26 protein-coding genes are annotated in these 23,030 nt (G+C 40.5%); 3 read left to right on the top strand and 23 right to left on the bottom strand.

Translation table 11 applies throughout. The features are described 5' to 3' along the window. Positions 1–4 precede the first annotated feature (4 nt). Genes BN8899_RS11410 through BN8899_RS11400 form a run of 3 tightly spaced genes read left to right on the top strand, consistent with a single transcriptional unit; the run spans position 5 to position 2,942 of the window. Entirely contained in the window at positions 5–1,144 is a 1,140-nt protein-coding gene (locus BN8899_RS11410) for an acyl-CoA dehydrogenase (protein ID WP_018337399.1), read from the top strand. A 12-nt stretch (positions 1,145–1,156) separates the two neighbouring features. Beyond that, on the top strand, positions 1,157–1,939 hold the full coding sequence (locus BN8899_RS11405; protein WP_018337400.1) for an electron transfer flavoprotein subunit beta/FixA family protein: 783 nt from the start codon (positions 1,157–1,159) through the stop codon (positions 1,937–1,939). 10 nt (positions 1,940–1,949) lie between these two features. Continuing rightward, the gene (locus BN8899_RS11400) at positions 1,950–2,942 is read left to right on the top strand and encodes an electron transfer flavoprotein subunit alpha/FixB family protein (protein ID WP_018337401.1); all 993 of its coding nucleotides are present in this window, start codon (positions 1,950–1,952) and stop codon (positions 2,940–2,942) included. A 149-nt stretch (positions 2,943–3,091) separates the two neighbouring features. On the opposite strand, the gene BN8899_RS21290 is transcribed toward BN8899_RS11400, so the two are convergent. From BN8899_RS21290 to BN8899_RS11290, 23 genes are all read right to left on the bottom strand, one after another. Further along, positions 3,092–3,226, bottom strand: a complete 135-nt coding sequence (locus tag BN8899_RS21290; RefSeq protein ID WP_255366262.1) for a hypothetical protein — start codon at positions 3,224–3,226, stop codon at positions 3,092–3,094. Positions 3,227–3,252: 26 nt separating this feature from the next. Then, a complete protein-coding gene (locus BN8899_RS11395; protein WP_065219529.1) occupies positions 3,253–3,885 on the bottom strand; it encodes a hypothetical protein in 633 nt (210 codons plus the stop codon). Between the two features lie 78 nt (positions 3,886–3,963). Beyond that, positions 3,964–4,533, bottom strand: coding sequence for an N-acetylmuramoyl-L-alanine amidase (locus tag BN8899_RS11390; protein WP_065219528.1), 570 nt, complete (start codon positions 4,531–4,533; stop codon positions 3,964–3,966). A gap of 39 nt (positions 4,534–4,572) precedes the next feature. Then, the gene (locus BN8899_RS11385) at positions 4,573–4,941 is read right to left on the bottom strand and encodes a 3TM-type holin (RefSeq protein ID WP_018337404.1); all 369 of its coding nucleotides are present in this window, start codon (positions 4,939–4,941) and stop codon (positions 4,573–4,575) included. Then, entirely contained in the window at positions 4,938–5,573 is a 636-nt protein-coding gene (locus BN8899_RS11380; RefSeq protein WP_018337405.1) for a hypothetical protein, read from the bottom strand. The genes BN8899_RS11385 and BN8899_RS11380 overlap by 4 nt, the downstream gene beginning before the upstream one ends. A gap of 208 nt (positions 5,574–5,781) precedes the next feature. Continuing rightward, positions 5,782–6,003, bottom strand: coding sequence for a hypothetical protein (locus BN8899_RS21140; RefSeq protein ID WP_040371314.1), 222 nt, complete (start codon positions 6,001–6,003; stop codon positions 5,782–5,784). A 52-nt stretch (positions 6,004–6,055) separates the two neighbouring features. Beyond that, on the bottom strand, positions 6,056–6,397 hold the full coding sequence (locus BN8899_RS11370) for a hypothetical protein (RefSeq protein ID WP_065219527.1): 342 nt from the start codon (positions 6,395–6,397) through the stop codon (positions 6,056–6,058). A gap of 85 nt (positions 6,398–6,482) precedes the next feature. After that, positions 6,483–7,655 (bottom strand): DegT/DnrJ/EryC1/StrS family aminotransferase, encoded by a 1,173-nt coding sequence (locus BN8899_RS11365; RefSeq protein WP_065219526.1) that lies wholly within the window; start codon positions 7,653–7,655, stop codon positions 6,483–6,485. A gap of 86 nt (positions 7,656–7,741) precedes the next feature. Beyond that, entirely contained in the window at positions 7,742–8,239 is a 498-nt protein-coding gene (locus BN8899_RS11360; RefSeq protein WP_065219525.1) for a type II toxin-antitoxin system PemK/MazF family toxin, read from the bottom strand. Between the two features lie 4 nt (positions 8,240–8,243). Next, complete coding sequence (locus BN8899_RS11355; RefSeq protein ID WP_065219524.1) at positions 8,244–8,816, bottom strand: Panacea domain-containing protein; 573 nt, start codon at positions 8,814–8,816, stop codon at positions 8,244–8,246. A 105-nt stretch (positions 8,817–8,921) separates the two neighbouring features. Next, positions 8,922–10,172 carry a nucleotide sugar dehydrogenase gene (locus BN8899_RS11350; protein ID WP_065219523.1) on the bottom strand — a complete coding sequence of 417 codons (1,251 nt, stop codon included), beginning with the start codon at positions 10,170–10,172 and terminating at the stop codon, positions 8,922–8,924. 13 nt (positions 10,173–10,185) lie between these two features. After that, positions 10,186–11,613 (bottom strand): flippase, encoded by a 1,428-nt coding sequence (locus BN8899_RS11345; protein ID WP_065219522.1) that lies wholly within the window; start codon positions 11,611–11,613, stop codon positions 10,186–10,188. Positions 11,614–11,674: 61 nt separating this feature from the next. Beyond that, on the bottom strand, positions 11,675–12,970 hold the full coding sequence (locus tag BN8899_RS11340; RefSeq protein ID WP_065219521.1) for an O-antigen polymerase: 1,296 nt from the start codon (positions 12,968–12,970) through the stop codon (positions 11,675–11,677). Between the two features lie 11 nt (positions 12,971–12,981). Continuing rightward, the gene (locus tag BN8899_RS11335; RefSeq protein WP_065219520.1) at positions 12,982–14,142 is read right to left on the bottom strand and encodes a glycosyltransferase family 4 protein; all 1,161 of its coding nucleotides are present in this window, start codon (positions 14,140–14,142) and stop codon (positions 12,982–12,984) included. A 9-nt stretch (positions 14,143–14,151) separates the two neighbouring features. Next, complete coding sequence (locus tag BN8899_RS11330) at positions 14,152–15,387, bottom strand: CapA family protein (protein WP_065219519.1); 1,236 nt, start codon at positions 15,385–15,387, stop codon at positions 14,152–14,154. A gap of 4 nt (positions 15,388–15,391) precedes the next feature. Then, on the bottom strand, positions 15,392–16,615 hold the full coding sequence (locus BN8899_RS11325; protein WP_065219518.1) for a CapA family protein: 1,224 nt from the start codon (positions 16,613–16,615) through the stop codon (positions 15,392–15,394). An 18-nt stretch (positions 16,616–16,633) separates the two neighbouring features. Next, positions 16,634–17,635: a sugar-transfer associated ATP-grasp domain-containing protein gene (locus BN8899_RS11320; protein WP_065219517.1), complete on the bottom strand. Its 1,002-nt coding sequence runs from the start codon at positions 17,633–17,635 to the stop codon at positions 16,634–16,636. Positions 17,636–17,649: 14 nt separating this feature from the next. Further along, positions 17,650–18,726, bottom strand: a complete 1,077-nt coding sequence (locus BN8899_RS11315) for an NAD/NADP-dependent octopine/nopaline dehydrogenase family protein (protein ID WP_065219516.1) — start codon at positions 18,724–18,726, stop codon at positions 17,650–17,652. Positions 18,727–18,762: 36 nt separating this feature from the next. Continuing rightward, a complete protein-coding gene (locus BN8899_RS11310; RefSeq protein WP_065219515.1) occupies positions 18,763–19,854 on the bottom strand; it encodes a sugar-transfer associated ATP-grasp domain-containing protein in 1,092 nt (363 codons plus the stop codon). A gap of 20 nt (positions 19,855–19,874) precedes the next feature. After that, positions 19,875–20,852, bottom strand: a complete 978-nt coding sequence (locus BN8899_RS11305) for an ATP-grasp domain-containing protein (RefSeq protein WP_065219514.1) — start codon at positions 20,850–20,852, stop codon at positions 19,875–19,877. Between the two features lie 2 nt (positions 20,853–20,854). Beyond that, entirely contained in the window at positions 20,855–21,790 is a 936-nt protein-coding gene (locus BN8899_RS11300) for a 1-aminocyclopropane-1-carboxylate deaminase/D-cysteine desulfhydrase (RefSeq protein WP_065220699.1), read from the bottom strand. Between the two features lie 14 nt (positions 21,791–21,804). Beyond that, positions 21,805–22,314 carry a GNAT family N-acetyltransferase gene (locus tag BN8899_RS11295; RefSeq protein WP_065219513.1) on the bottom strand — a complete coding sequence of 170 codons (510 nt, stop codon included), beginning with the start codon at positions 22,312–22,314 and terminating at the stop codon, positions 21,805–21,807. 46 nt (positions 22,315–22,360) lie between these two features. Continuing rightward, on the bottom strand, positions 22,361–23,014 hold the full coding sequence (locus BN8899_RS11290; protein ID WP_065219512.1) for a PIG-L deacetylase family protein: 654 nt from the start codon (positions 23,012–23,014) through the stop codon (positions 22,361–22,363). Between the last annotated feature and the right edge of the window lie 16 nt (positions 23,015–23,030).

Genomic DNA, 23,030 nt, shown 5'->3' with positions numbered 1-23,030 from the left:
AATAATGGATTTCAGTCTATCAAAAAAAGAGCAACTCTTCTTACAAATGATAAGAGAGTTCGCGGAAAAAGAGGTAAAACCCTTGGCGGCAGAAGTGGACGAGTCGGAAAGATTCCCCATCGAAACCGTTGAAAAAATGGCGAAATTGGGTATTATGGGTATTCCGTTCCCGGTGGAATATGGCGGAGCCGGAGGTAGCAACATTCTCTACACGATGGCTGTAGAGGAGTTATCCCGCGTATGTGCCACTACCGGTGTGATCGTGTCCGCACACACCTCTCTGTGCTGCGCCCCGATCATGGAACACGGAACCAACGAGCAACGGGCAAAATATCTTCCCAAACTGACCTCCGGGGAATGGATCGGAGCATTCGGATTGACCGAGCCTAACGCCGGTACGGATGCCTCCGCGCAACAGACCATTGCCGTGAAAGAGGGAGATCATTACGTGCTCAACGGTTCCAAAATATTCATTACCAACGCCGGTTACGCTCACGTGTACATCATCATGGCTATGACCGACAAATCCAAGGGGACCAAAGGTATCTCTGCCTTCATCGTGGAAAAAGATTTCCCGGGATTCTCCGTGGGTAAAAAAGAGAAAAAATTGGGTATCCGCGGTTCCGCGACCTGCGAATTAATCATGGAAAACTGTATCGTTCCGGCAGAAAACCTGTTAGGACAAGAAGGCAAAGGCTTCGGTATCGCCATGAAAACACTTGACGGCGGACGTATCGGTATCGCCTCTCAAGCCTTGGGTATCGCGCAAGGAGCCATGGACGAAACCGTGAAATACGTGAAAGAACGCAAACAATTCGGGAAAGCCATCGGTCAATTCCAGAACACGCAATTCCAATTGGCAGACTTGCAAACCAAAATCGAAGCAGCTCGCCTGCTGGTAAGGCAAGCCGCCTACAAGAAAGACCAGAAAGAGGCTTATTCCACGGATGCTGCCATGTGTAAATTATTTGCAGCCGAAACAGCCATGGAAGTAACAACCAAGGCGGTACAATTCCACGGCGGATACGGATACACCCGTGAATACCCGGTTGAAAGAATGATGAGAGATGCCAAGATCACCGAAATCTACGAGGGGACCTCGGAAGTTCAAAGAATGGTAATTGCTGCAAATTTATTAAAGTAAAAGACGATTGAAATGAAGATAGTTGTTTGTATTAAACAAGTTCCGGATACCACGGAAATCAAACTGGATCCCGTTACAGGAACCCTTATCAGAGACGGGGTACCCAGTATCATGAATCCTGACGACAAAGGAGGACTCGAGTTCGCCCTCCAATTAAAAGATCAATACGGTGCACACGTGACGGTTGTCACGATGGGACCGCCACAGGCTGAAGCCATCTTGAGAGAAGCTTACGCCATGGGAGTTGATCGTGCTATCTTGTTGAGCGACCGCAAATTCGGAGGAGCCGATACTTTGGCAACCTCTCATACCATTGCCGCCGCTTTGAAAATGTTGGATTTCGACCTGGTAATCACCGGACGCCAGGCTATTGACGGGGATACCGCACAAGTAGGACCGCAAATCGCGGAACATCTTGATTTGCCGCAGGTAACCTACGTGGAAAGCCTGACCTTCGACGGTAATAAGACATTTACCGTGAAGAAATCCATGGAAGAAGGCTACCAGATGGTGGAAGTCGATGCCCCATGCGTATTCACCGCTTTGGCATCAGGCGTAAAACCCCGCTACATGTCCGTGAGAGGAATCGTGGAAGCTTACGATAAGGAAATCGAAACTTGGACTTACGACAACATCACTGTTGACGATAAGAAGATCGGTCTGAACGGTTCACCCACCCGTGTATTCAAATCATTCACGAAAGGTGTGAAAGCTGCAGGACAAATCTACGAAGTAGAACCAGCGGAAGCCGTAGACATCATTATCAACAAGCTAAAAGAGAAGTTTATTATTTAAAATATCAGGAATGGACAAAGCACAATATAAAAACGTTTACGTCTTCGTTGAGCAAAGAGAAGGCGTGCTTCAAAACGTGGCTCTGGAATTGTTGAGCAAAGCCAGAGAATTAGCTGATGCCTTGAACGAGAAAGTATATGCCATGTTACTCGGACATAACCTTTCCACGCAAGCACAGGAATGTATTGCTTACGGCGCCGACACCGTGTTGCGGGTAGACGCTCCGGAACTCGCGACTTATACCACGGAACCTTACGCGCAAGCAATCTATCAAATCATCACCGAGAACAAACCGAGCATCGTGTTAATCGGTGCCACCACGATCGGTCGTGACTTGGGACCTCGCCTGTCCGCACGTGTAGAAACCGGTTTGACAGCAGACTGTACCGGATTGGAAATCGGTGAAGACGGAGGTCTGTTAATGACTCGTCCGGCATTCGGGGGTAACCTGATGGCAACCATCGTTTGTAAAGAACACCGCCCGCAAATGTCAACCGTTCGCCCGGGGGTAATGCGTATGGGACAGCGTGACTTGAACCGGAAAGGAACTATCGAAGACGTGAAAATCAACTTCGACCAATCTAAATTCCGCGTACGGGTGATCGAAACCGTGAAAGAAACGAAAAACCTGATCGACATCACCGAGGCTAACGTTCTCGTTTCCGGTGGTCGTGGAGTAGGTAATGCCGAAGGCTTCGACATGTTACGCGAAATGGCAGGCGCCATTGGTGCGGAAGTATCCGCATCCCGTGCAATGGTGGATGCCGGCGTACTCGGTCACGAACGCCAGGTGGGACAAACCGGTAAAACCGTACGTCCCGACTTGTACTTCGCCATGGGTATCTCCGGAGCGATCCAACACCTTGCCGGTATGGAAGAATCCGACTACATCATCGCCATCAACAAAGACAAGTTCGCCCCCATCTTCAACGTGGCAGACTTGGGTATCGTTGGTGATGTCCGCAAGATTGTCCCTCTTCTCACAGAGCGATTGAAAAAATAAAACTAATAAAAAATGGAGCCTGTAACGGGCTCCATTTTCATTATAATGAAAACTTTTCCCCAATCAGCCATAAATTTTCATCATACTGAAAACTTATTTCAAGATAGCCACTTTAAAATAAAAGAGGTAGCCGTAGCTACCTCCTTTTCTCACCTCCCGGAACGCTTCCGTTCCCATCGGCACTTGCACCAAACCACCACTACCGAGCTGATCACACCTCCCACTACACTCAAAATTTCCACCACCAAATTATCTGCCAGTTGCGTGAAATAAGCGCCCATCATAAATCACTTCATCGGAAATCATTAAATCACTCGATACTCAAGTAGTCACTATCCGATACCAACTTGCCGTTCTTCGACGTGGCAAAACAATATGCCACCACTTTCGTCGTATCCCAATTTTTCGGAAGAGGGAAACTGGTACTGCCACTCTCGCCTCTGTCCCTCAACGCGACAATCTTCAGCCGTTTCAACGCGGTCTCGAACAACACGGCATACACCTTATCATTCACCAACGAAAAAGCATCCTCGTCTTCATCTCCCGCCTGCTCGAACAGATATTTGCTCGTCTCCGCACTGTACGTTGCCGTAACTTCCGGCACACGAAGTATCCCCGATGCCACCTTCAACTGCTCGAACTCTATCGTCGCCACGTGTCCTTCTGCCACGCTCACGGCACCCATGTTCTCCTTGACAAAAGCATTGGAAGTCGTACCGTTCCCGGTACCTTCAAATCCTTTCCGGATAACCGCTAACAACCGACGAGCCAACTGCACCAACACCTTCATCCGTGCCCGCTGATCCAATATCTCCGAAGTTGGTTTATCTTTCCTCTTGAAGACCTTCGCTTTCGCGATATTCTTCTTATTCGTGTAACACATCGTCACGTTCCCAACGGACTTCGTTACTTTTCCCAGTAAATTAGAATCAAATATTGCCATAACAACAAAATTTAAATAGTTAATAAATAAAAAACTCACTCTCTCGATTGAAGCGTTGCGCACCGCCCCAATCATAAATCATAAATCACTAAATTGTAACGCCGGTCCCGGGTCCACCTTCCTCACCGTCACGTCCGAATGCCCCACCACGTACTTTATCGGGTAACGCTTCTTCAGTAACCGGCACACATACCGTAACACCTCCATTTGTACTTCCGTGTACCTGTGCCAGTAAGTAAGTCCTTCCCCGGAATCATCCATGTACACCTCCTTGAAAGGAACCACCCTTCCACACTCCGCCACAAACTTTCCTCCTTCCAAACGAAGTTGCCCCAGGTTATCCAATTCGATCCCGATAGAATAATGATTCAACTCTCCCCGTCCCGCGTACCAGCTTCTGCCGGCATGCCAAGCCTCAATGTTAAACGGCACCAGTTGAACCACCTCCCCCGCCCTTCCGATCACGAGGTGAGCCGAAGCCGCCACATCCGGTCGGGTCAGGTAATAAGCAGACGACATGCAACCCGCTCCTGCCGTGTAATGCAAAATAATCATGTCCGGTCCGACAATAGCCCGCGTATTCTTCACGCAACTCAGGTGAACCACCCCGTCACCCTCTAACCAATCATTCTCAATTGAAAATGCCATAACCAAAATCTTTAAATTAATAAATCGTAAATCACTAAATTAGCGTCGTTTTTGTGCGATAGCCCACAACATTTTCTCCCCGCTTCTCCCGACAATATATCCGCCCAACCCGATTTCCAGCAAATCCCAAAACCGGGAAGAATCCTCCAGGATCGGCAAACTTGTAAACGCCCCCGCCAGGACAATCACCGCGAACGTCAACATCACCAACGGTCGCCACGACCTCTGCAACCAATTACCGGCCGCCTCCTCCCGCAACACGCTTGCCTGTGCTTCTGCCATCTCCCGTTCCCGATCGTACACCAGTTTCAAAATCTCCGCCTCCAACTCTTTCTTCTCCCTCCCCGGGAGAGTCAACCGACCGATCAACTCGCCGACCGCGTTAACCACATCTGTCACCGGTTTCATTCCCTCTCCTCCAGGCAAACATATTGGCTTACCGACAACTGTTTCTCGTCCGGGGACATAAAGAAACAATACGCGTGCACTTTCTCCCTCTTCACACGCCGCACCCTGAACGTAGCTTTCCCATCCTTTCGCCGGGCATTCACCTCATCCGCCAACACGGGCGAAAACGAACGCCCCTCGTGCAACACCGCGACCATCAACCGATCCCGCCGTCCCTTCAAATTGCCTTTCACACTATTTTCCCATTCCAATGCCACCTCACCCTGCTTGTCAATCCACCCCTTCCAATTATACCCCTGCTCTCGTTTCCCTGCCGTAAATTGAAGTTGTGAAAAATCCCCGATCTTCCCGTCCGGGCGGAAGGCTTTCAAATTCACCTTCATGTGAAAAGCATACCCGCTAACACAAATCCCTTGAGCCGAAATGTCCAACATCCTCTTCAAAGGAGTATCCTGCACTTTCTGGTAAAACCGGACAGCCGCCCGGAACCTCGCCCTCACCGCTTGTTGCTCCTCGGTACTGGATTTATTCCTCCTCACCCACTTTCTTAAAAAAGTTTTATCACCCAAGCGATACAAGACAAAACCACCGATTCGTCCTCTAATTCCTAAATAATTTCTTACTATTGCCATAAGCTTACATTTTAAATGAATACTAACGTTCAATTCTCTCTCGTTTTCGGCAACAAAATTACTGCACCCGCGAAATTCCTTTACTACACACTCCACACATATGGACAAAATAAAAAATAAGGCACTGATTATCAATCCACCTTTTCTGATCAAAAAAAGGTGGAACAAATGTATTTAAATCATTGCTCCACCTAAACGCTAACGCTTATCAAGCATCTTTTTCATCTCGTGCCTGTTCTATCAAAAATATCAATCTATTTAGAAACACCACTAAATCCTTTTTTCTCTTTAACACATCCCGTTTCAATTCACCGTGATTCGGAAGCTTTATCCCAAAAATCTGTTCTGCAAGCCGAATTATGTCGTTATACTCCATCAACATCCCCTTTGGAGTCCACAGCACTTTTGCCAAACAAATTCCTAACGCCATCTCGGCGATTTCCATTTTAGCATTCCCCGATCTCCAGATAACAAGTGGAAAATCATCCGAACGCCGGACGAACCATTCCGGATGCACCAATCTCTTGTGAACCAGCCGGATCTCGACCTCCACGTACCACAATACGGCACGCACGCACCAACCCGCTACTTCTTTTTTTCCCCGTCACGCCAGTAGTTCGAATCACCTCGTCCAAAACTTGTAACCGGATATGAACACTCTCCAACCCTCGACACACCACCTCGTAATCCTGTTCCTCACGAATCCAGCCCTTCAAATCCATCATGAACTCCCGCACCATTGCCTCAATTTCGGCTCTTGCCATTTCGCCACGAGTATCCTCTAACCAAGAGAACAATCTCGCGTTTTCTAACTTTTCAATCATAAAAATTTCAATTAATATTATAAAACAAAAAGCCCCGGGCACACTCTGCCCGGGGCATATCCTCAACTTTCATCATTTCCAATTTTCAACCCTCAATTTTCAATTGTTTAATGACTTGCGCCACCCGTTCAATATCCTGATCCGTCAACATCGGTCCCGATGGCAAGCACAACCCCACCTCGAACAACCGTTCGCTCGTCCCGTTCCCGTAAAACGGCGCATCCTTGAACACCGGCTGCAAGTGCATCGGCTTCCACAACGGGCGGCTCTCTATATTATTCGCCTCCAACACCAGCCTCACGTCTTCCCGCGTGAACCCCGCCTCTCCCGGCTCCACCGTGATACACGTCAACCAGTAGTTCGAGTTAAAATCTCCTCCCCCCGGCTGGCACATCACCCGTACTCCCTTCACGCCCTTCAACAACCGCACGTACAAATCATGAATCTCCCGCCTTCTCCTCACGTGCTCTTCCAGCACGAGCATCTGTCCCCGCCCAATCCCAGCGCATATATTACTCATCCGGTAATTATACCCGATCTTCTCGTGCTGGTAATGCGGCGCCTGTTCCCTCGCCTGCGTGGCGTAAAACAAAGCCCGTTTCGCCCGTTCTTCACAAGGGCAAACCAAAGCCCCGCCACCCGACGTCGTGATGATCTTGTTCCCGTTAAACGACAACGCCGCGTACTCCCCGAACGTCCCGCACATCCGTCCCTTATACTCCGAACCCAACGCCTCTGCCGAATCCTCCAGCACGGGTATTTTGTATCTCGAGGCAACCTCCAAAATCTCGTCCAGTTTTCCCGGCATCCCGTACAAGTGCACCGGGATAATCGCCTTGGGCAACCGCCCCGTTTTCTCCAATCTATCCTTGATCGCCTCCTCCAGCAGCACCGGGTCCATGTTCCAAGTTTGCGCCTCGCTATCCACGAACACGGGTGTCGCCCCCTGGTAAACAATCGGGTTCGCCGAAGCCGAAAACGTGAAACTCTGGCAAATCACCTCATCCCCCTCACCTACACCTAAAAGTATCAACCCCAAATGCAACGCCGCCGTCCCGGCACTCAACGCCACCACCTGCTTCCCTTCATTTTCAACTTTCAATTTTCCATCTTCAATTAAAAAATCTCGAAGAGATTTTTCAAAAGCGTTCACGTTCGGTCCCAGCGGAACCACCCAATTCGTTTCAAACGCTTCACGTATAAACTCCTGCTCCCGTCCACCCATGTGAGCGAGAGAAAGCCAAATTCTATCTTTCATAAATCGGAAATTAATATAACATCAACCCGGCAGAACTACCCCGTCGGAAATATTTTACATAAATACAACTTTATTACAAGGAAGGACTATTGATAATCTACCAATCCATATTCTATTTTATCAATTTCATCTATTCTTTCTGATGATTTTATTTTAGCAACAACAGCTTGTAAATCGACCTCTTGCAATTTCCCCTTGTAAGCATTTTCTGAAATTATTCTATCCCGGTCAAAAGAAAATATTTGCCCACAATCCACGTACGAGGGACTATGTTCTTCATCCTTAATAAAATCATAATCCTCCCGATATAATGGATGAAAATCATTTTTTATATGCTCGGACGAAATCATCCAAGAGTTCGGTTTAGACTGAATTAACACCGCCCCGTAACAAATATTATCTGCTGTATTTCCTATAATTACAACAAACTTCTTATGAAACTCTTTACCTTTAGGCAGAACTAATCCATCCTTCTCATCCATCTTTATAAGATGAATACATCCATATTCAAGCATTAATTTTTCTTTCGCGATTTGCAAAGCGTTAGACGCTGACGATACAGATGATGGACCCGATTTCTTCATTATACTATGCCATTCCGTTCATCATGATCATTTCATTCACGTATTCCATCATTTCCTGGGGAATATTAGCAGTTTTAGCTATTTCAGTTAAAGGCATTTTTTCAACTTTACCATTCCCTTTTTCCCTGGCATATTTCCAAGCATTATCATTATGGGTGATATTTGATAATCTACTTGAATAATACGAGTGATATTTATCAAATATGATATCCAATACTTTAATATTTGATTTAGATAACCGAATCATTTCTGGCTCCTCCAATGCACTTACATATTTAATTCGATTATTGCCAATTTTTTTCTCTTGAACATGTATTGAAGCCGCGATTAAGTCTAAATCAGGCTCATGTAGACTACCTTCAGCGACTTTACAAATATTATAAGTCACACTAGGAGCGGGACCTGCAACAAAAGCATAAAAATCATCTTTGAATAAAGGCAGTCCAAAAAGTTTTAAATGTTCTTTTTGGGCAAGATATAATAACTTAAAGATCTTAATATAATCAACCTCTTTACCAAACTTTTTGAGCAAGTATAGAAGAACAGCTTTGATTTTAAGTAGATCTTTTTCTTTCATCTCCAATAAAAATTAATCATGAATTCACGAACAAAGATACACAAACATTCCCAAATTTCAAACGCCTTTCCTCTCGAAATACCCTTCTCTTAAAATTACATACGATCAATCCCTTCTATACACATCTCGTGTATATACCCTATCCTTCACGTCATCCAACTCCACATCATATCGATTGGCAACAATAGCCATACTACGTTCTTTAAAGAGCTTCAAATCATTCACGACCTCCGATCCAAAGAATGTCGTGTTACCCGGTAACGCCGGTTCATAAACAATTACAGTAGCCCCTTTTGCTTTCACTCGTTTCATTACCCCTTGAATAGAAGACTGCCTAAAATTGTCTGAATTAGACTTCATTGTCAACCGGTACACACCGATTGTAACGGGATGTTCCCGCACGCTACTCCATTCATTTTCCTCCCCGTAAGCATAATAACCCGCTAAACGAAGCACTTGATCCGCTATGAAATCTTTCCTTGTCCGGTTACTTTCCACGATCGCCTCTATCAAATTTTCGGGTACATCCGCGTAATTAGCGAGTAATTGTTTCGTATCCTTCGGCAAACAATACCCTCCATAACCAAAAGAAGGATTATTATAATAATTCCCGATCCGGGGATCCAGACACACGCCATTGATGATTGCTTGGGTATCCAACCCCTTCATTTCCGCATACGTATCCAACTCATTAAAATAAGAAACACGCAAAGCGAGATATGTATTTGCGAATAATTTTACAGCCTCCGCCTCCGTAAATCCCATGAACAAAGTATCTATATTTTCTTTTATAGCCCCTTCTTGCAACAACCCTGCAAAAACATGAGCAGCTTCCACTAATTCCTCATCTGATAAGTCTACACCCACGATGATCCGGCTTGGATACAAATTATCATACAAAGCCTTAGACTCCCGCAAAAATTCCGGACTAAAAAGAATACGCTTCATGTTATACCTCTCACGCGCAGAAACCGTATAACCTACCGGGATCGTACTTTTAATAATCATAAATGCGTCGGGATTATAACGAAGAACTTGCTCTATCACCGCCTCAACCGCAGATGTATCAAAGAAATTCCTCTGGCTATCATAATTTGTCGGAGCCGCTATCACGACAAAATCAGCATCTTTATAAGCCATTTCCGCATCTAACGTGGCTTTCAAATTCAACTTACGATTAACCAGATACTCCTCAATATAATCGTCCTGAATAGGTGATTTCTTATTATTAATCAAATCCACTTTTTCCGGAATAATATCCAAGGCGACCACCTCATGATGTTGCGACAACAAAGTGGCCATTGATAAACCGACGTAGCCGGTACCGGCTACTGCTATTTTGTATTGCTTGTTCATTTTAACAATTTATTTAGAACACTCTCTTTAACATTTTAAAATCAAATCTTTTTACCTTGACGCAATAAAAAACTGCGGGAATAACAAAAATCAAAGTTCCTGTTACAATTTGCATAAGCATTAAGAAAAATGGAGACATTTCGATGCGACTCATATAACTTATCACAAGATACATTACAATACCAAAACCACAAAATACCAAACCATCTCTCAAATACATTGCAAATGGAATTTCTCTTCGTATCAACGCAAATTGAACCAAACAAACAGATAACTCAGCACCTAATGTTCCCATAACAGCCCCAGTACCACAATATTTAGGTATCAATAAGAAATTAAGAAGCAAACTAACAATAGCACCTGTAGTTAAAGAGATAATGTAAACCTTATCTCTCCCTTTAGGTATAATATATTGGGTTCTCAACACTCCTGCCCATCCTTTAAATATAATAATTGGACAAAGTAGTACTATAAATAAACCACATCGAGTAAATTCATTACCATAAAACCAAGGGGCAAAAATTGGGGCCACACCTGCTAACCCAAACGCCATTAATGCGCTCATAAACATAGCAAACAACATCACCTTATCCATAAGATTTCTTGTGGTACTCTGATCATTCTTAGCATATAAATTCGCCATTCTTGGCATAACTACAGAATTCAATGCCAAAATTAAAGTATTTGGTATTTGAGTAATCCGCTCCGCATAAGTATAGAAACCAACTTCTTCTTCTGTACTGAGCCCTCCAAGCATTAATCTTGCCATAAGATGATATATACTAACAGCAATTACAGGAAAAAACAAAATAAGATTTGGTTTAAGATGTTTCAATATACCCTCTAATGTTGGCATCTTAAATCCTATACGTTTTAGCACAAATGGCCATACCGCAAATGCTGCAATTAAGTTTCCAACAGAAAGAATTCCTGTATAAACAGCTAAATCAGATCGTTCTTTCACAAATAAGAAAATAGCAACTACCATTCCCAAACGCACCACAACACTACGAATAGTTGTTAATTTAAATTTCTCCAATCCAAAACAAGCCCAATTAATATCAAAAACACCAGAGATCACATAGAAAAACTGCATATAATATATAAGCTTGTCTTCTTCCACAAAATATATACAATAAAAAATATACGCCACGGAAACTAACATCCCCACAAAAAACTGAAAAGAGAAAATCTCCCAAAAAGTTTTTCTCAACACATCCGAGTTATCTCTGACTGCCGCAATAGTTCTATTACCATAATTCATTACACCTAACATTGCAAAAAGATAAAAATAATTTGCAAATGCTTGGGTGTAAGAATAAACTCCTACATCATGAGCCCCTAACACTCTTGATATATATGGAGCGGTAATAAATGGAAGTATTATTACCAATATTTGATAAGTAACGTTATATATCAAATTTTTCTTTATTATTCCCATAGACTTCTATTCATCAACAGCAAATACAACATGTTAAATATAATTCGCACTTATATCGCAACTAAACAATCACCTCACCGCTTTTTTTAGACATCTTAACTCGTACTTCATAAAACATAAACATAATCCAAACTAAAGATAAAGCCCTCGTTGAAAGTCCTGTATATATTCTGGCTACAGAGAACACAATAAATTGCATTAATATCAAATAAAGAACAAGACTTCTTATATCTCCATCCCGTTTGAAACATTTATAAGATTTCATACACAAATATCCAAAAGTAAAGGAACCTAAGAAAATCCCGAAATACCCGAAATCAATATAGAAATAATAGAACAATGTTACATACGCATTCATTGTAATATGAGGAGATAAAGGCATAAAAACTTCTAATGAATTCTTAACGAACTGAGCATCAACAAAAGCCTCGGGATAAGGGAATATATGCAAGTAATTACAAACAAAAAATATTGGATATAAAAAGCCATTTAATGACATAGCACCATAAGTTCTTATCGAGGATGTCATTTCCTCCAAATGAAGTGTTAACAAAGGCATACATCCTGTTATATACGAATACATATTTGTAAGAACATCAGCCTCAACATTACGCATCAAGGTAATCCTGTATATTATAATACAAAGAAGAAAAACAACAAAAATACCATATTTCATCATTCGTTTCACTTTCTTTGAAAATCTATATTCTCTCCTATACAGGAGAACAATAAACAATATATACAAAATAGAAAAAGCCCATACAGCTCTTGAAACAGTCGATATAGAATAACAGGTCATTGCAGCTACAGCTAAAATCATAAACTTCTTATTTCTAGCACCGACTAACAATTCTGCAAATAACGTAGGAACTATCAAATACATTAACGGAGCAATTATGCAATCATGCACAAACATCGACACGTTTCCACCTTTCAAAGTTCCTAGACCTCCTTCTTCCGAGGTTGACATTAACCGAATCTCCCACCAAGAATAACCACCAGACAACAATTTAAGAATAAATAATATTCGGAATAAACTAAACACAATTATAATAATTGATGCTATATTCATTCGATTGTAGTTTATTTCATACCATTGATTTACTCTTTTTTTACTCAATCGTAAATTATCTCCAAACAAAGAACCAATAAAAAAAGAAACAACTCCAATCAATACAAAAACATATGCTTTCGTACTAATGTCAATCAGATTATACAATCGCAAGGAAGCCAAATAAACGACCAAGGCCCATAGAAATAAAAATACAGAAGCCGGATTCCACAAATCCCTTCTTTTTCTCCAGAAAAATACACCTCCCACGAGAGATAGTATGACAATTATTATTGGCAACTGCATATTTACTTATATCAAATGGTAAAACGATTATCAATTAATTTATACAAATTCAATATTTGATCTACAACTCTCCTTATGGAATAATCTTCTATAGCTTGAATAAACCCTTGTTCTATCATTTGTTGAGCCTTATCTCTATGCGACACGGCATATTCTATTTGATCGGCTAAACTTTTCGGATTCCCCTCCTCGTACAACAAACCATTATCACCATCATTGATAATCTCTGCGGTACCTCCTGTATTAGCCCCAATAACAAGCATTTTAGCCAACATATTCTCCACGGTAACCCGTCCAAACGCTTCCTTTTTAGAACACGTCAAACCGATATCACATTGCCTTCGCAATTCCCTCAAATCATCCAAATGTTCTTGAATACAAATCTTTTCTTCAAGTCCATGCTCTTTTATATACGATTTCACGTATTCCAAATACTCCCTTGTTTCTCCTTGCCCTACCAATGTCAAGAAAATATTATCAATACCACGCTGTATTAATAACTCTACAGCTTTAACGGCATCCATTTGACCTTTTTGTACAGAGATCCTTCCCGCTAAAAGGATACGGGTTATCGGAGCTTCAAATCTAGAGACATCCTCAATTCTATATTTTTCAATAGGGACCCCATTATATACAAGGTCCATTTTGCGCCCTAAAATCGGCTCAAATTTATTTTGCACATCTTTAGATATCGCTATAACAGAAGAAGCCTTGGCAACCAACCTGTACACGTATTTTTCTCGAAATAATTTCTTACCCAAATCAACCTCCATAAATTGGCGAATATGCCAAACATATGGAATTTTCAATTTTTGTGCGATTTCAGCACCGATACTACTGTCAAGTCCATTTATATGAATAATATCAATATTTTCCAATTTAAGCACCTTTTCTATTTTTCTTTTATGTATAGAATTGCAGATACTTTTCATGAAGAATTTTACTTTTGTCATCGGAGTACTCCTATTCAAATCCATCCTCATCCCATATAAAGGAGCGATTATAAACTTGATTCTTCCTTCAGCGATTCTATCTTCTAAATTTCTCGTATTCGCTAAAACGACGACAACCTCTATTCCCCGACGCATCATTTCATCAATGATATTATACATCGAAAGAGTTGCCCCATCACTATTGGTAAAACTGTAATGCGCAAAAAAACAAACTTTCATAATACGTTCTTAATTTCTTTTAAAGCACACATACTCATCCAAGATGTCTATCGACATCTCCTGTTTATCAGTAAAAATATTATACACTCTTGTACAATCTTTCATCAATTGATCTCGTTCACTAGCAATAATACACTTGTCATACAACACATTAACTGGATATACACTTAAACTTCCATTTCGAGATTCCACAATCTTTAATATAGAGAATGTCACTTTACGAAGCGATTGATCACCCTTGTCAAAATAGAAATGTAACAAGATTGAATACTCAGGTAAATTTTCTCTCACCAAGTAAAGTGAACTGGGAGATATACTAAAATTACCTAACGAATAAGCAACCAAACAACCTTTGTCTGCAAATTTTTGAACAACATGCGGATGATTACCCACAATAAAATCCGCTCCCGCACGAGCGATAAAATCCACAATATACTCCGTGTATGCCCCCACCTTAATATTAAATAAACCACCGGAATGCAAACAAACAAAAACATAATCCGTTTCACTTTTGGCTTTCTCCACATCAGATTTAAGTCGTTCTAAATATTGCGGATAGAGATCACCTTCTAACAACTCATCCAATTTAGGAGTGTTTTTCAACATTCCAAGTCGTTTTTTGAGTCGCATTCGTTGTTCCAAAGTGGTCACTTTTCGTATATATCGTGAGAGTTTACTACGAATACCCGGTGTATTTAGAGTTTTCTCAAATTTCAACCATTCATGTTTTTGAGATTTCAAAAGATTAACATAGAACTCTTCATCATCTTTAAAGACAATTCCATTCTCCACGACATTTGTTCCATACGTATAAGCAATTAAGGCTATTTTCTTATCACCAATCTCTAAAAGTTCATAGGGTATCCTTTCTTCTTTACTCCTATAAGTTCCAAAATACTTTATCCCACATTGATCTAACAAGTCTAATGTCCTAACCATTCCTCCGATGCCACGGTCAAGGCAATGATTATTTGCGGTACTCACATAATTAATCCCCGCTTTTTTCATCGCAGACACAAAACTATCCGGGGTATTAAAAGAATATACATCATTCGTATATCCAGCTGTTTCTCCCGCAAATACAGTTTCTAAATTACCGATAACAATATCAGACTCTGACAATTTATCTTTTACGCCATGAAAAACAAATTCAAAATCATATATTTTATCACGTTTTGAAGCTTTCAGTAAAGGAAGCTCACACATGATATCTCCGGTAAAGCTTATCTTATAATAATCTTCCATCGTATTACTTTAATACATATTCACGTTGTATCACATCCTTGAGAATCACATTCCCCGTGATTCTTTTGTAAACAACCTTCACATCTTCCTCCAATTGGACTCGTTGCTCTTCATCCAATTCCCCATATAATTCATCAATGGGATAAACAACAAGCATCTTGTTAGTATCTTCCACCGCTTTCAAAATAGAAAATGTGATCCTTTTTATCTCTTTATCTTGATTTTTCGAAAAATAAACATGAACAGCCAATGAATACTCTGGTAAAGCATCATGAATAATATAATCAGCACTCGGAGATTGATTGAAACTACCCAAAGAATAAGCGACAACTTTTCCCTTATCTATTTCAACTTTCTGGATAACATGCGGATGATTCCCGATTAACATATCAGCTCCATGTTTTAAAACAAAATCAGCCATAAATGTACTATATGACCCAGGAATTTCATTAAATTGCCCCCCGATATGTGGACAGACTATCACATAATCAGCTTTATTTTTGGCGACTTTCAAATCTTCAACCAGCGAACTTAAATATTTATTATCAGTATCGCCATCCATAATAACATCAACTCTTGGTTTTAAAAATACTTTCCCTTTCCTCAGTTTCAGTCTTGCCACAATTCGATTTATAGCTCTCCGATTCCTCGCACTAATGAATTTAAAAAAAAGCCTTTTAGCCCACTTCCTTTTGCCAACAAGGATCAATTCACATGGCTTCTTGAGCAGATTCACGTGATAGTCATTTCGATCACTCAGAACGATCCCTGTATTAGACTCATTCGTCGAATAAGTATTCGATATTATAGCGACAACAATATCATCTAAATCTAAATATAAAATCCGGTTTGAAGCATCTTCGCATTTAAACGTACCCGTATGTAAAACTTTATTTTTGTCTAATTCATCGATTGTACGAATAAGTCCCTTGATTCCTTGGTCTAAACAATGATTATTGGCCGTAGTGACACAATTGATTCCACCTTGCACCATGGCTTGTATCAATTCATCCGGAGCATTACATAACATATACTGATTTTGAAACCCACTCTTATCTCCCGCACATACTGTTTCAAAATTGCCTATCACATAATCAGAATCTGCAAACAATCTTTTAACTTTTCCAAAAACAGGAGAGAAGTTATAATTGCCAATATCTCGATTATGTGCAGCATTCAATAAGGGTCTATCACAAGTAATATCTCCAATAAAAGTAATTTTATGCATGATAATGATAGGTTCAAATCATTTTTTACAATTCGCTATTTCAAATAACAAAGGTTCATACAATGGCCATTTCCCAATCTGATCTTCAATTTGCGTCACATCAGGATCTGCACCCGGATTACCTTCTATCAAAACGATTTCTCCATTATTTTTTATGGTTACATCCCATCCCACATACCTAACTTCAGGATGGACTTTAGCGGCTTTTTTTACCGTATCTATAATTTCAATCCACTTAGGAATTTGAAATCCTACAATCGGTTTTCCTGAATCTGGATGCACCGTATATCGGTTCCATTTACGATCCACACCTACAGTATTAACAATTCCGGTTTCTATGTCTATCAACGAAGCAATTCCATCATGGTGGAAATTATCGGCAAATTTACCTTTTCTGCTCAATCGTAAAACTGCAGCCATAATTCGAACAGTATCATCCGCACAAATCAACGTTACGATACGAAGTGTGTTCACAGCAGTATCATTAAATGCTGCTAACTCACTATTTTGCACCAACACTTCTTCTAGTAAAAGCTTATCCTTTTTACATGTATCATAGAAAAGGTCCAAATTACTTATATCCGCCAAATGAACTATATTAATCCCTTTTCCAAACATTCCGTCAGGAGATTTACAGAAAAGTACGGGATTTCTTTTACAGAAAGAAAAGAATTCTTCTTTTGAGCAAATCTTCGTATCAAGCCAATCTCTTCCTAAATAGTCTTTAAATTCCTGATTAAACAATGGCTTTTGGTCAAAAAATATTCTTGATTTCGAATCATTACATATTCTAATGATCTTCAACAATTTCCCATGCGTGATAAATCGATTCCTTTCAATTCTCTTTTTAAAATAAAAACGATATTGAACATAATCTATCAATTCAATATCATATCTTATTTTTTCCCACAAAAAATCGAAAACTATTCTAACTCGTTCTAAAAGACTCGCTTTAGGAAGAACTTCATTATCAATATCTCGAAACAAACGAATAAATTTCTGCAAAATACTTTCTTTCATAATTTCTCGTTGGATCAACAGTCCTCCAGTATTCTCTTTATATTCTCCCTACCCAACTTCTCCGGAGTTCTTCCCTCCGCACGAAGGTCACGCCCCAAAGCGGCACTCGCTATTTCAATCAAACCGGAAACAATAGGAGTAGCAACATCAAGTGATTTACCTAAAGCCTCTAACATCACTAATCCTTGAGGTACGTCTTCCGAAATATATCTGGAATCTATTTTGGTGGGTCCTTTAGCACGCGTATCCATCTCCGCATAATCCAAGAAAACCTCTTTCGCATCTTTATCGTCATCCAGAGAATTCCGGTATTTACAAGCTTCCACGTAGCTTAACCTTGCAAAACCTAATTTTTCCAAAACATTCATCTTTTCCGCATCCATCGCCTCCAAAACTCTCCAAGTTGCAGGATTATCCCGCGTGTACGCTTCATGATACATGCAAAAATCACCATGAGATTTCTCTATACGAGGTATGCTCATCACAGATCCCACGGTATGCACTACCAAATTAGGATTATGAAGAGCAGCCTCTACCACGGAATCCAGATAAACAAATCGCTCTTGTAATTGATCCAACTTTTCTATTGCTTCTTCCCTTCTCGACGAAGGATAAATCCCGATCGGATTCCTTACATTACGAAAACCAACTTTAAATTGCCCGGGTTCCATAATACGACCATCAATAAAAGAACTTTGCGCTTCTGCCACGATAATCGGTTTGTCCTGACAATATTTAAGCACATACGCCGTGGATAAATAGCCGGGATTAATCAAAAGAATCTGATCTTTTTGTAAATATGGAGCAATTCGTTCTATTAACTGTTCATGAAAATTCGTCTGAATATATATAATTACGATTTCGGTGCCTTGCAGTTCTTTCACATCACGCGTAACCCGGTGAATATAGGCGGTTGATACTTCTCCAAACTCATTCAAAGTCATTTCTCCATGATGCGTTTGTAAATACTCGAAATTATCATCATGCATCGCGTGGGATGTTTTAATCAACGTGACTTCATGGCCTTTCAATGTCAAATCAGCCGCAACCGCACATCCTGCATTTCCTGCTCCTAAAATAGCAATTTTCATATCTAATTTCCTTTACCTAAATTATTGTATATTCATTTAATTCTGGGCATATTTCAAGGTCTTCTTCACGAAGACTTCCTCCAACACACGTTCTGTCAAATCTCCGAAAGTTGGACCACAAGTAATCTGATTGGATCCCGGGCAAACATTATATTCGATAAAAACAGGCTCTCCACTCTCATTCACGGAAAAATCCCAACCAATCAACTTGAAATGAGCCAATTTCAAATGCTGTTCTTTCACCTCTGCGATGATTTTATCGTAAGAAGGCACTATAACATCCGCGAAACGAATACCATGCTGGTTTTCCGTAACCCACTCGGCTTTCCGGTTAACACCTTTCTCTGTCAACCGACCATCTGCCTGAATCGGACAAGCGAATCCTCCCGCACCGATATTATCCACCTTATGTCCACTCGCCCCCATACGCAAAATAGAAGATAAAATATAAACCGTACCTTCAAATAAAAACGACACAACACGAATCGTATTCAACGAAGAAGGATTCAAGGTAGCTAACACCGGATGCTGCTTCACTGCCTCTTGAACAATAAAGTTCGCCTTCAATCCATTCATAGCCGATAATAATGACTTTTGATCCACCGCCCGGGAGTCAAAAAAACTTATCAATCTTCCTTCTCCACTATCTATTGACGGCTTAATCAAAAACTCACCCTGATACGCTATACATCTCTCTACCGCCTGTTCTTTGGTAATGATATGCATATCCGTATCATAAAAGACTCCGGCTATATTTTTCACGATCGTTTCCGGTCGAATCAAATCTTTGAAAAAAACATCATGTAAACATTTATCCTCACCCAAACGCCGAAATTGTGAATTACTGAAATACGGGACGATAACCCCATACCACAAATCATCCGGAATATAGCGCGGATCCGGTTCATGAGTTCGATCCCAAAAAATCTGATACCACATCTTATTCGGCTTCAATCCGTATTTTTTCCAAAAAGGAACAACAATCTCATTATATTCTTTGGTACACTTGTACCCGCCATTCATCCGCTTTAAACGAATCTTGGCTTTCTTCCTATACTCGTATTTCCGGTAAATAGACTCGACCTTAAAATTCAGGTTATCCCATTTTTTACGTATGCCACTTCTCATATCTACTCCATTTTTTCGCCTTATCGAATCATCACCTCGTTATATTTCATCATATGAATACCCTCTGAATAACCCCCGATATTCACCGGATTGGATTTACCCTTCAAATTATTCACGATCAAATCCATGTGATTACACCCACATTCATAAGCATGAGGATAACCTCCCCCGAACCGGGGATTAACTTCCGATATATAATACTCCCCTCCTATCTCGAAAATATCAATATCTATTTGCCCTCTGTATCCGGCCTCTTTCACGAACTTCTCGATCAAACAAAATAGTTTCTCATCTTTAAAAGAAACGGACTTGTCTGTTTCACCCGCCCTCATGACTATTTTTCTTTTCGTGAAAACAGAAACGACTTCACCGCTCAACATATCGATATAAACATCCGCCCCGATTTCTTGGCCATCCAAAAATTCTTGAATCATCAAATGATCAGTATGGGCAAAAAGTAAATCTACCGTCTCTTTGTCCCAAACCTTACTTATAGCGATTGAGGCACTGCCACGAACGGGTTTCACAAATACCGGGTAAGAAATCTTCCCCGATTCGACATCCGAGAAAAAGGCCGCCTTATCCGTGTAACTTCTGGCAGTCCTGTAGCCATGCCTTATCAGCCATTCATACATCTGCATTTTATCGAGGCTCATCTCGCACAAAGCATAATCAGAACCGATTACCGTAACACCAAGAGCCGCAAATTTCTCCCGATATTTAGCCAACAAACTCAATTCCGGATCGATCAAACTCAATACAGCCGTTATTTTTTCCTTTTTACAGATATCAAAAATAACCTCTATATAATCCGGAGCTGTCATTCGAGGAACTTGATAACATTTATCAGCCTCATATATCGCGGGAGCAATGCTACTCATATCTGTAGCAATCACGGACCCGAGACGACTCCCGTCTTGACCCGTTAAAGCTTTTTTAAAATACCGGACTATTTTATTCCTTGTCCCGACACTTAAGATTAATATATTAATCCCCATTTCTAAATTATATTTTTTAATCTCACCAAATCATCAAAAAACAGAGGAGTTCCTCCCGTGTGAATAAACAGGATGTTTTCTCCTGCCACATGGTTTTCTTTTATATACCCCATCATACCGGTATATGCTTTTGCCGTGTAAGTGGAATCCATCGGGATTCCAAAATTTACCAACACGTCATGAATTGTGTCATCCACACGCTGGGATTTCATTCCATACCCCGATCCGACATAATCATCAACGAAAACAAGGGCATTTTCTAACGACTCCCTTGATATTTGTATTCCCCGACTCGCCAAATATTCACAAGAACTATCCAACACCACTTGTTTTCCCCTGGGATTTTTCCGGGCGATACTAATACCGATAATCTTTCGTGTATCCCGATTTATCAATTGCCCACAGATTAATCCAGCTTGAGTTGTTCCCGTTCCGGATGCCAAAAAAATAGAATCGAAATGAATTTTATTTTCATGTTCATATTCCTTAATTTCCTCGTAACAATCTACATAAGCTTGCGTTCCAAGATTACCATGTCCACCACCTGCGATAAAATAAGGATTCTTGCCATTTCCTTTTAACGTTGCCAATAATCTTTCGATCGTATCATGTACGTCATCTACAGGAACAATTGTAAAACAAGAACCAAACGACTCCATCATCCTGCTATTAAACGTGGGCAAAGACGATTCCTCCGGGGATATAATATAACAAGGCAATTTTCTAGAAACTGCCATATTCGAGACAATTCGACAATGATTGGAACTGCTACTTCCATACGTGACAACACAATCAAACCCACCCTGATCTATTTCTCTAAAAAAGTTTATAGCTTTCCTCGCTTTATTCCCACCAAAGGAAATAGGAAGCAGATCATCACGCTTTATATAAATATTGTTCCTATTGGCATCTCCAACCAAAAAATATAAAGGAGTCATATTATTTTCCTTCATTAATTTTCACGAAATTCAGAAGCTGTAATAACGTAATAATACCTGTCCACAGATTTTCCTCTATTAACAGCAGAGTTTTTATCCAAACGATATTTCACGAAACCACATTTCTCGAATAATCTTTGAGCTGGGATATTATCCACTTCCGTGTATAAATACACTTCTCGCAATTTCAATTCCTCAAAAGCATATTTCAACAACAAGATACTCGCATCCCGTGCTATACCTTTTCCCTTATACTGGCTCTCTCCCAATGTAATATAATATTCTGCCCGTCCATCCATTATAGACAATAACCCTATTATACCCACGGGCTTATCACCATATTCAATAACGGCATCATAGCGATCCGACCTACCCTCATTCTTATGAAACCAAACTCTAGTCTTATCCTCATCCAAAGGAAGGTCATAATGTAAAAACTTATTATTCCCGCTATCGTTTATCCATCGGACCTTACATGGAATATCACGTTCATTGAATAATCTAATACTGGTTTTTCCCAACATCTTCTAACAATTATATTCCATTAATAGCAATGAACAAAAAATCCGATCACATTCTTTTTCGAATCAACATAAAACTTTCCGCATTTGCCACACCAATAGTAGATCCCCGCAATTGAGATAAAAACTCTATTGCTTCTAAAGATCTAGGATGGGGAAATTCCTTTAATTGAGATTTAAAACATTCCATTGCCTGCTTCTTCAATGTAATAAAACCTGAAATATCATTATAACAATTAGGTATAAACACATTATCGACTGTTGGTATATTCCACTCCGTTTCAGATAAAGTTTCATATACGTAAATTTCTTTTAGCTGAGGGTTTTCAATGGGTCTTAAAGCAACCATTGCAGCCTTAGCCACTTCTCCATGATCGATATGCATATCCCCTTTATGTGGAATAAATGCAACATCAGGCCTAATAAGTCGTACAATTTTATCAAATCGAGCATTTACCTCTTTTGTTGGAGTATCTTTAATTGCAACAACTGGAAGATCTAGAAAAAAAGATTTTTTCACCCCCAATACTTCATGAGCTTTTAATGCTTCATCCCGTACAATTTGAATTCTTTCCGGCTTGCTTAAAAGACTTGTTGCTTCACAAACATACACCTCATGCCCCTCTCTTGCATATTTTGCGATAGTTCCACCAACCCCCAACACCTCATCATCGTTGTGAGGTGCAAAAACAAGTATCTTCATTATACAATAAATTTGA

Source organism: Butyricimonas sp. Marseille-P2440, from assembly GCF_900091675.1.
In the GTDB taxonomy this organism is placed as follows: Bacteria; Bacteroidota; Bacteroidia; order Bacteroidales; family Marinifilaceae; genus Butyricimonas; species Butyricimonas synergistica.
This window is presented reverse-complemented; position numbering and strand designations above follow the sequence as displayed.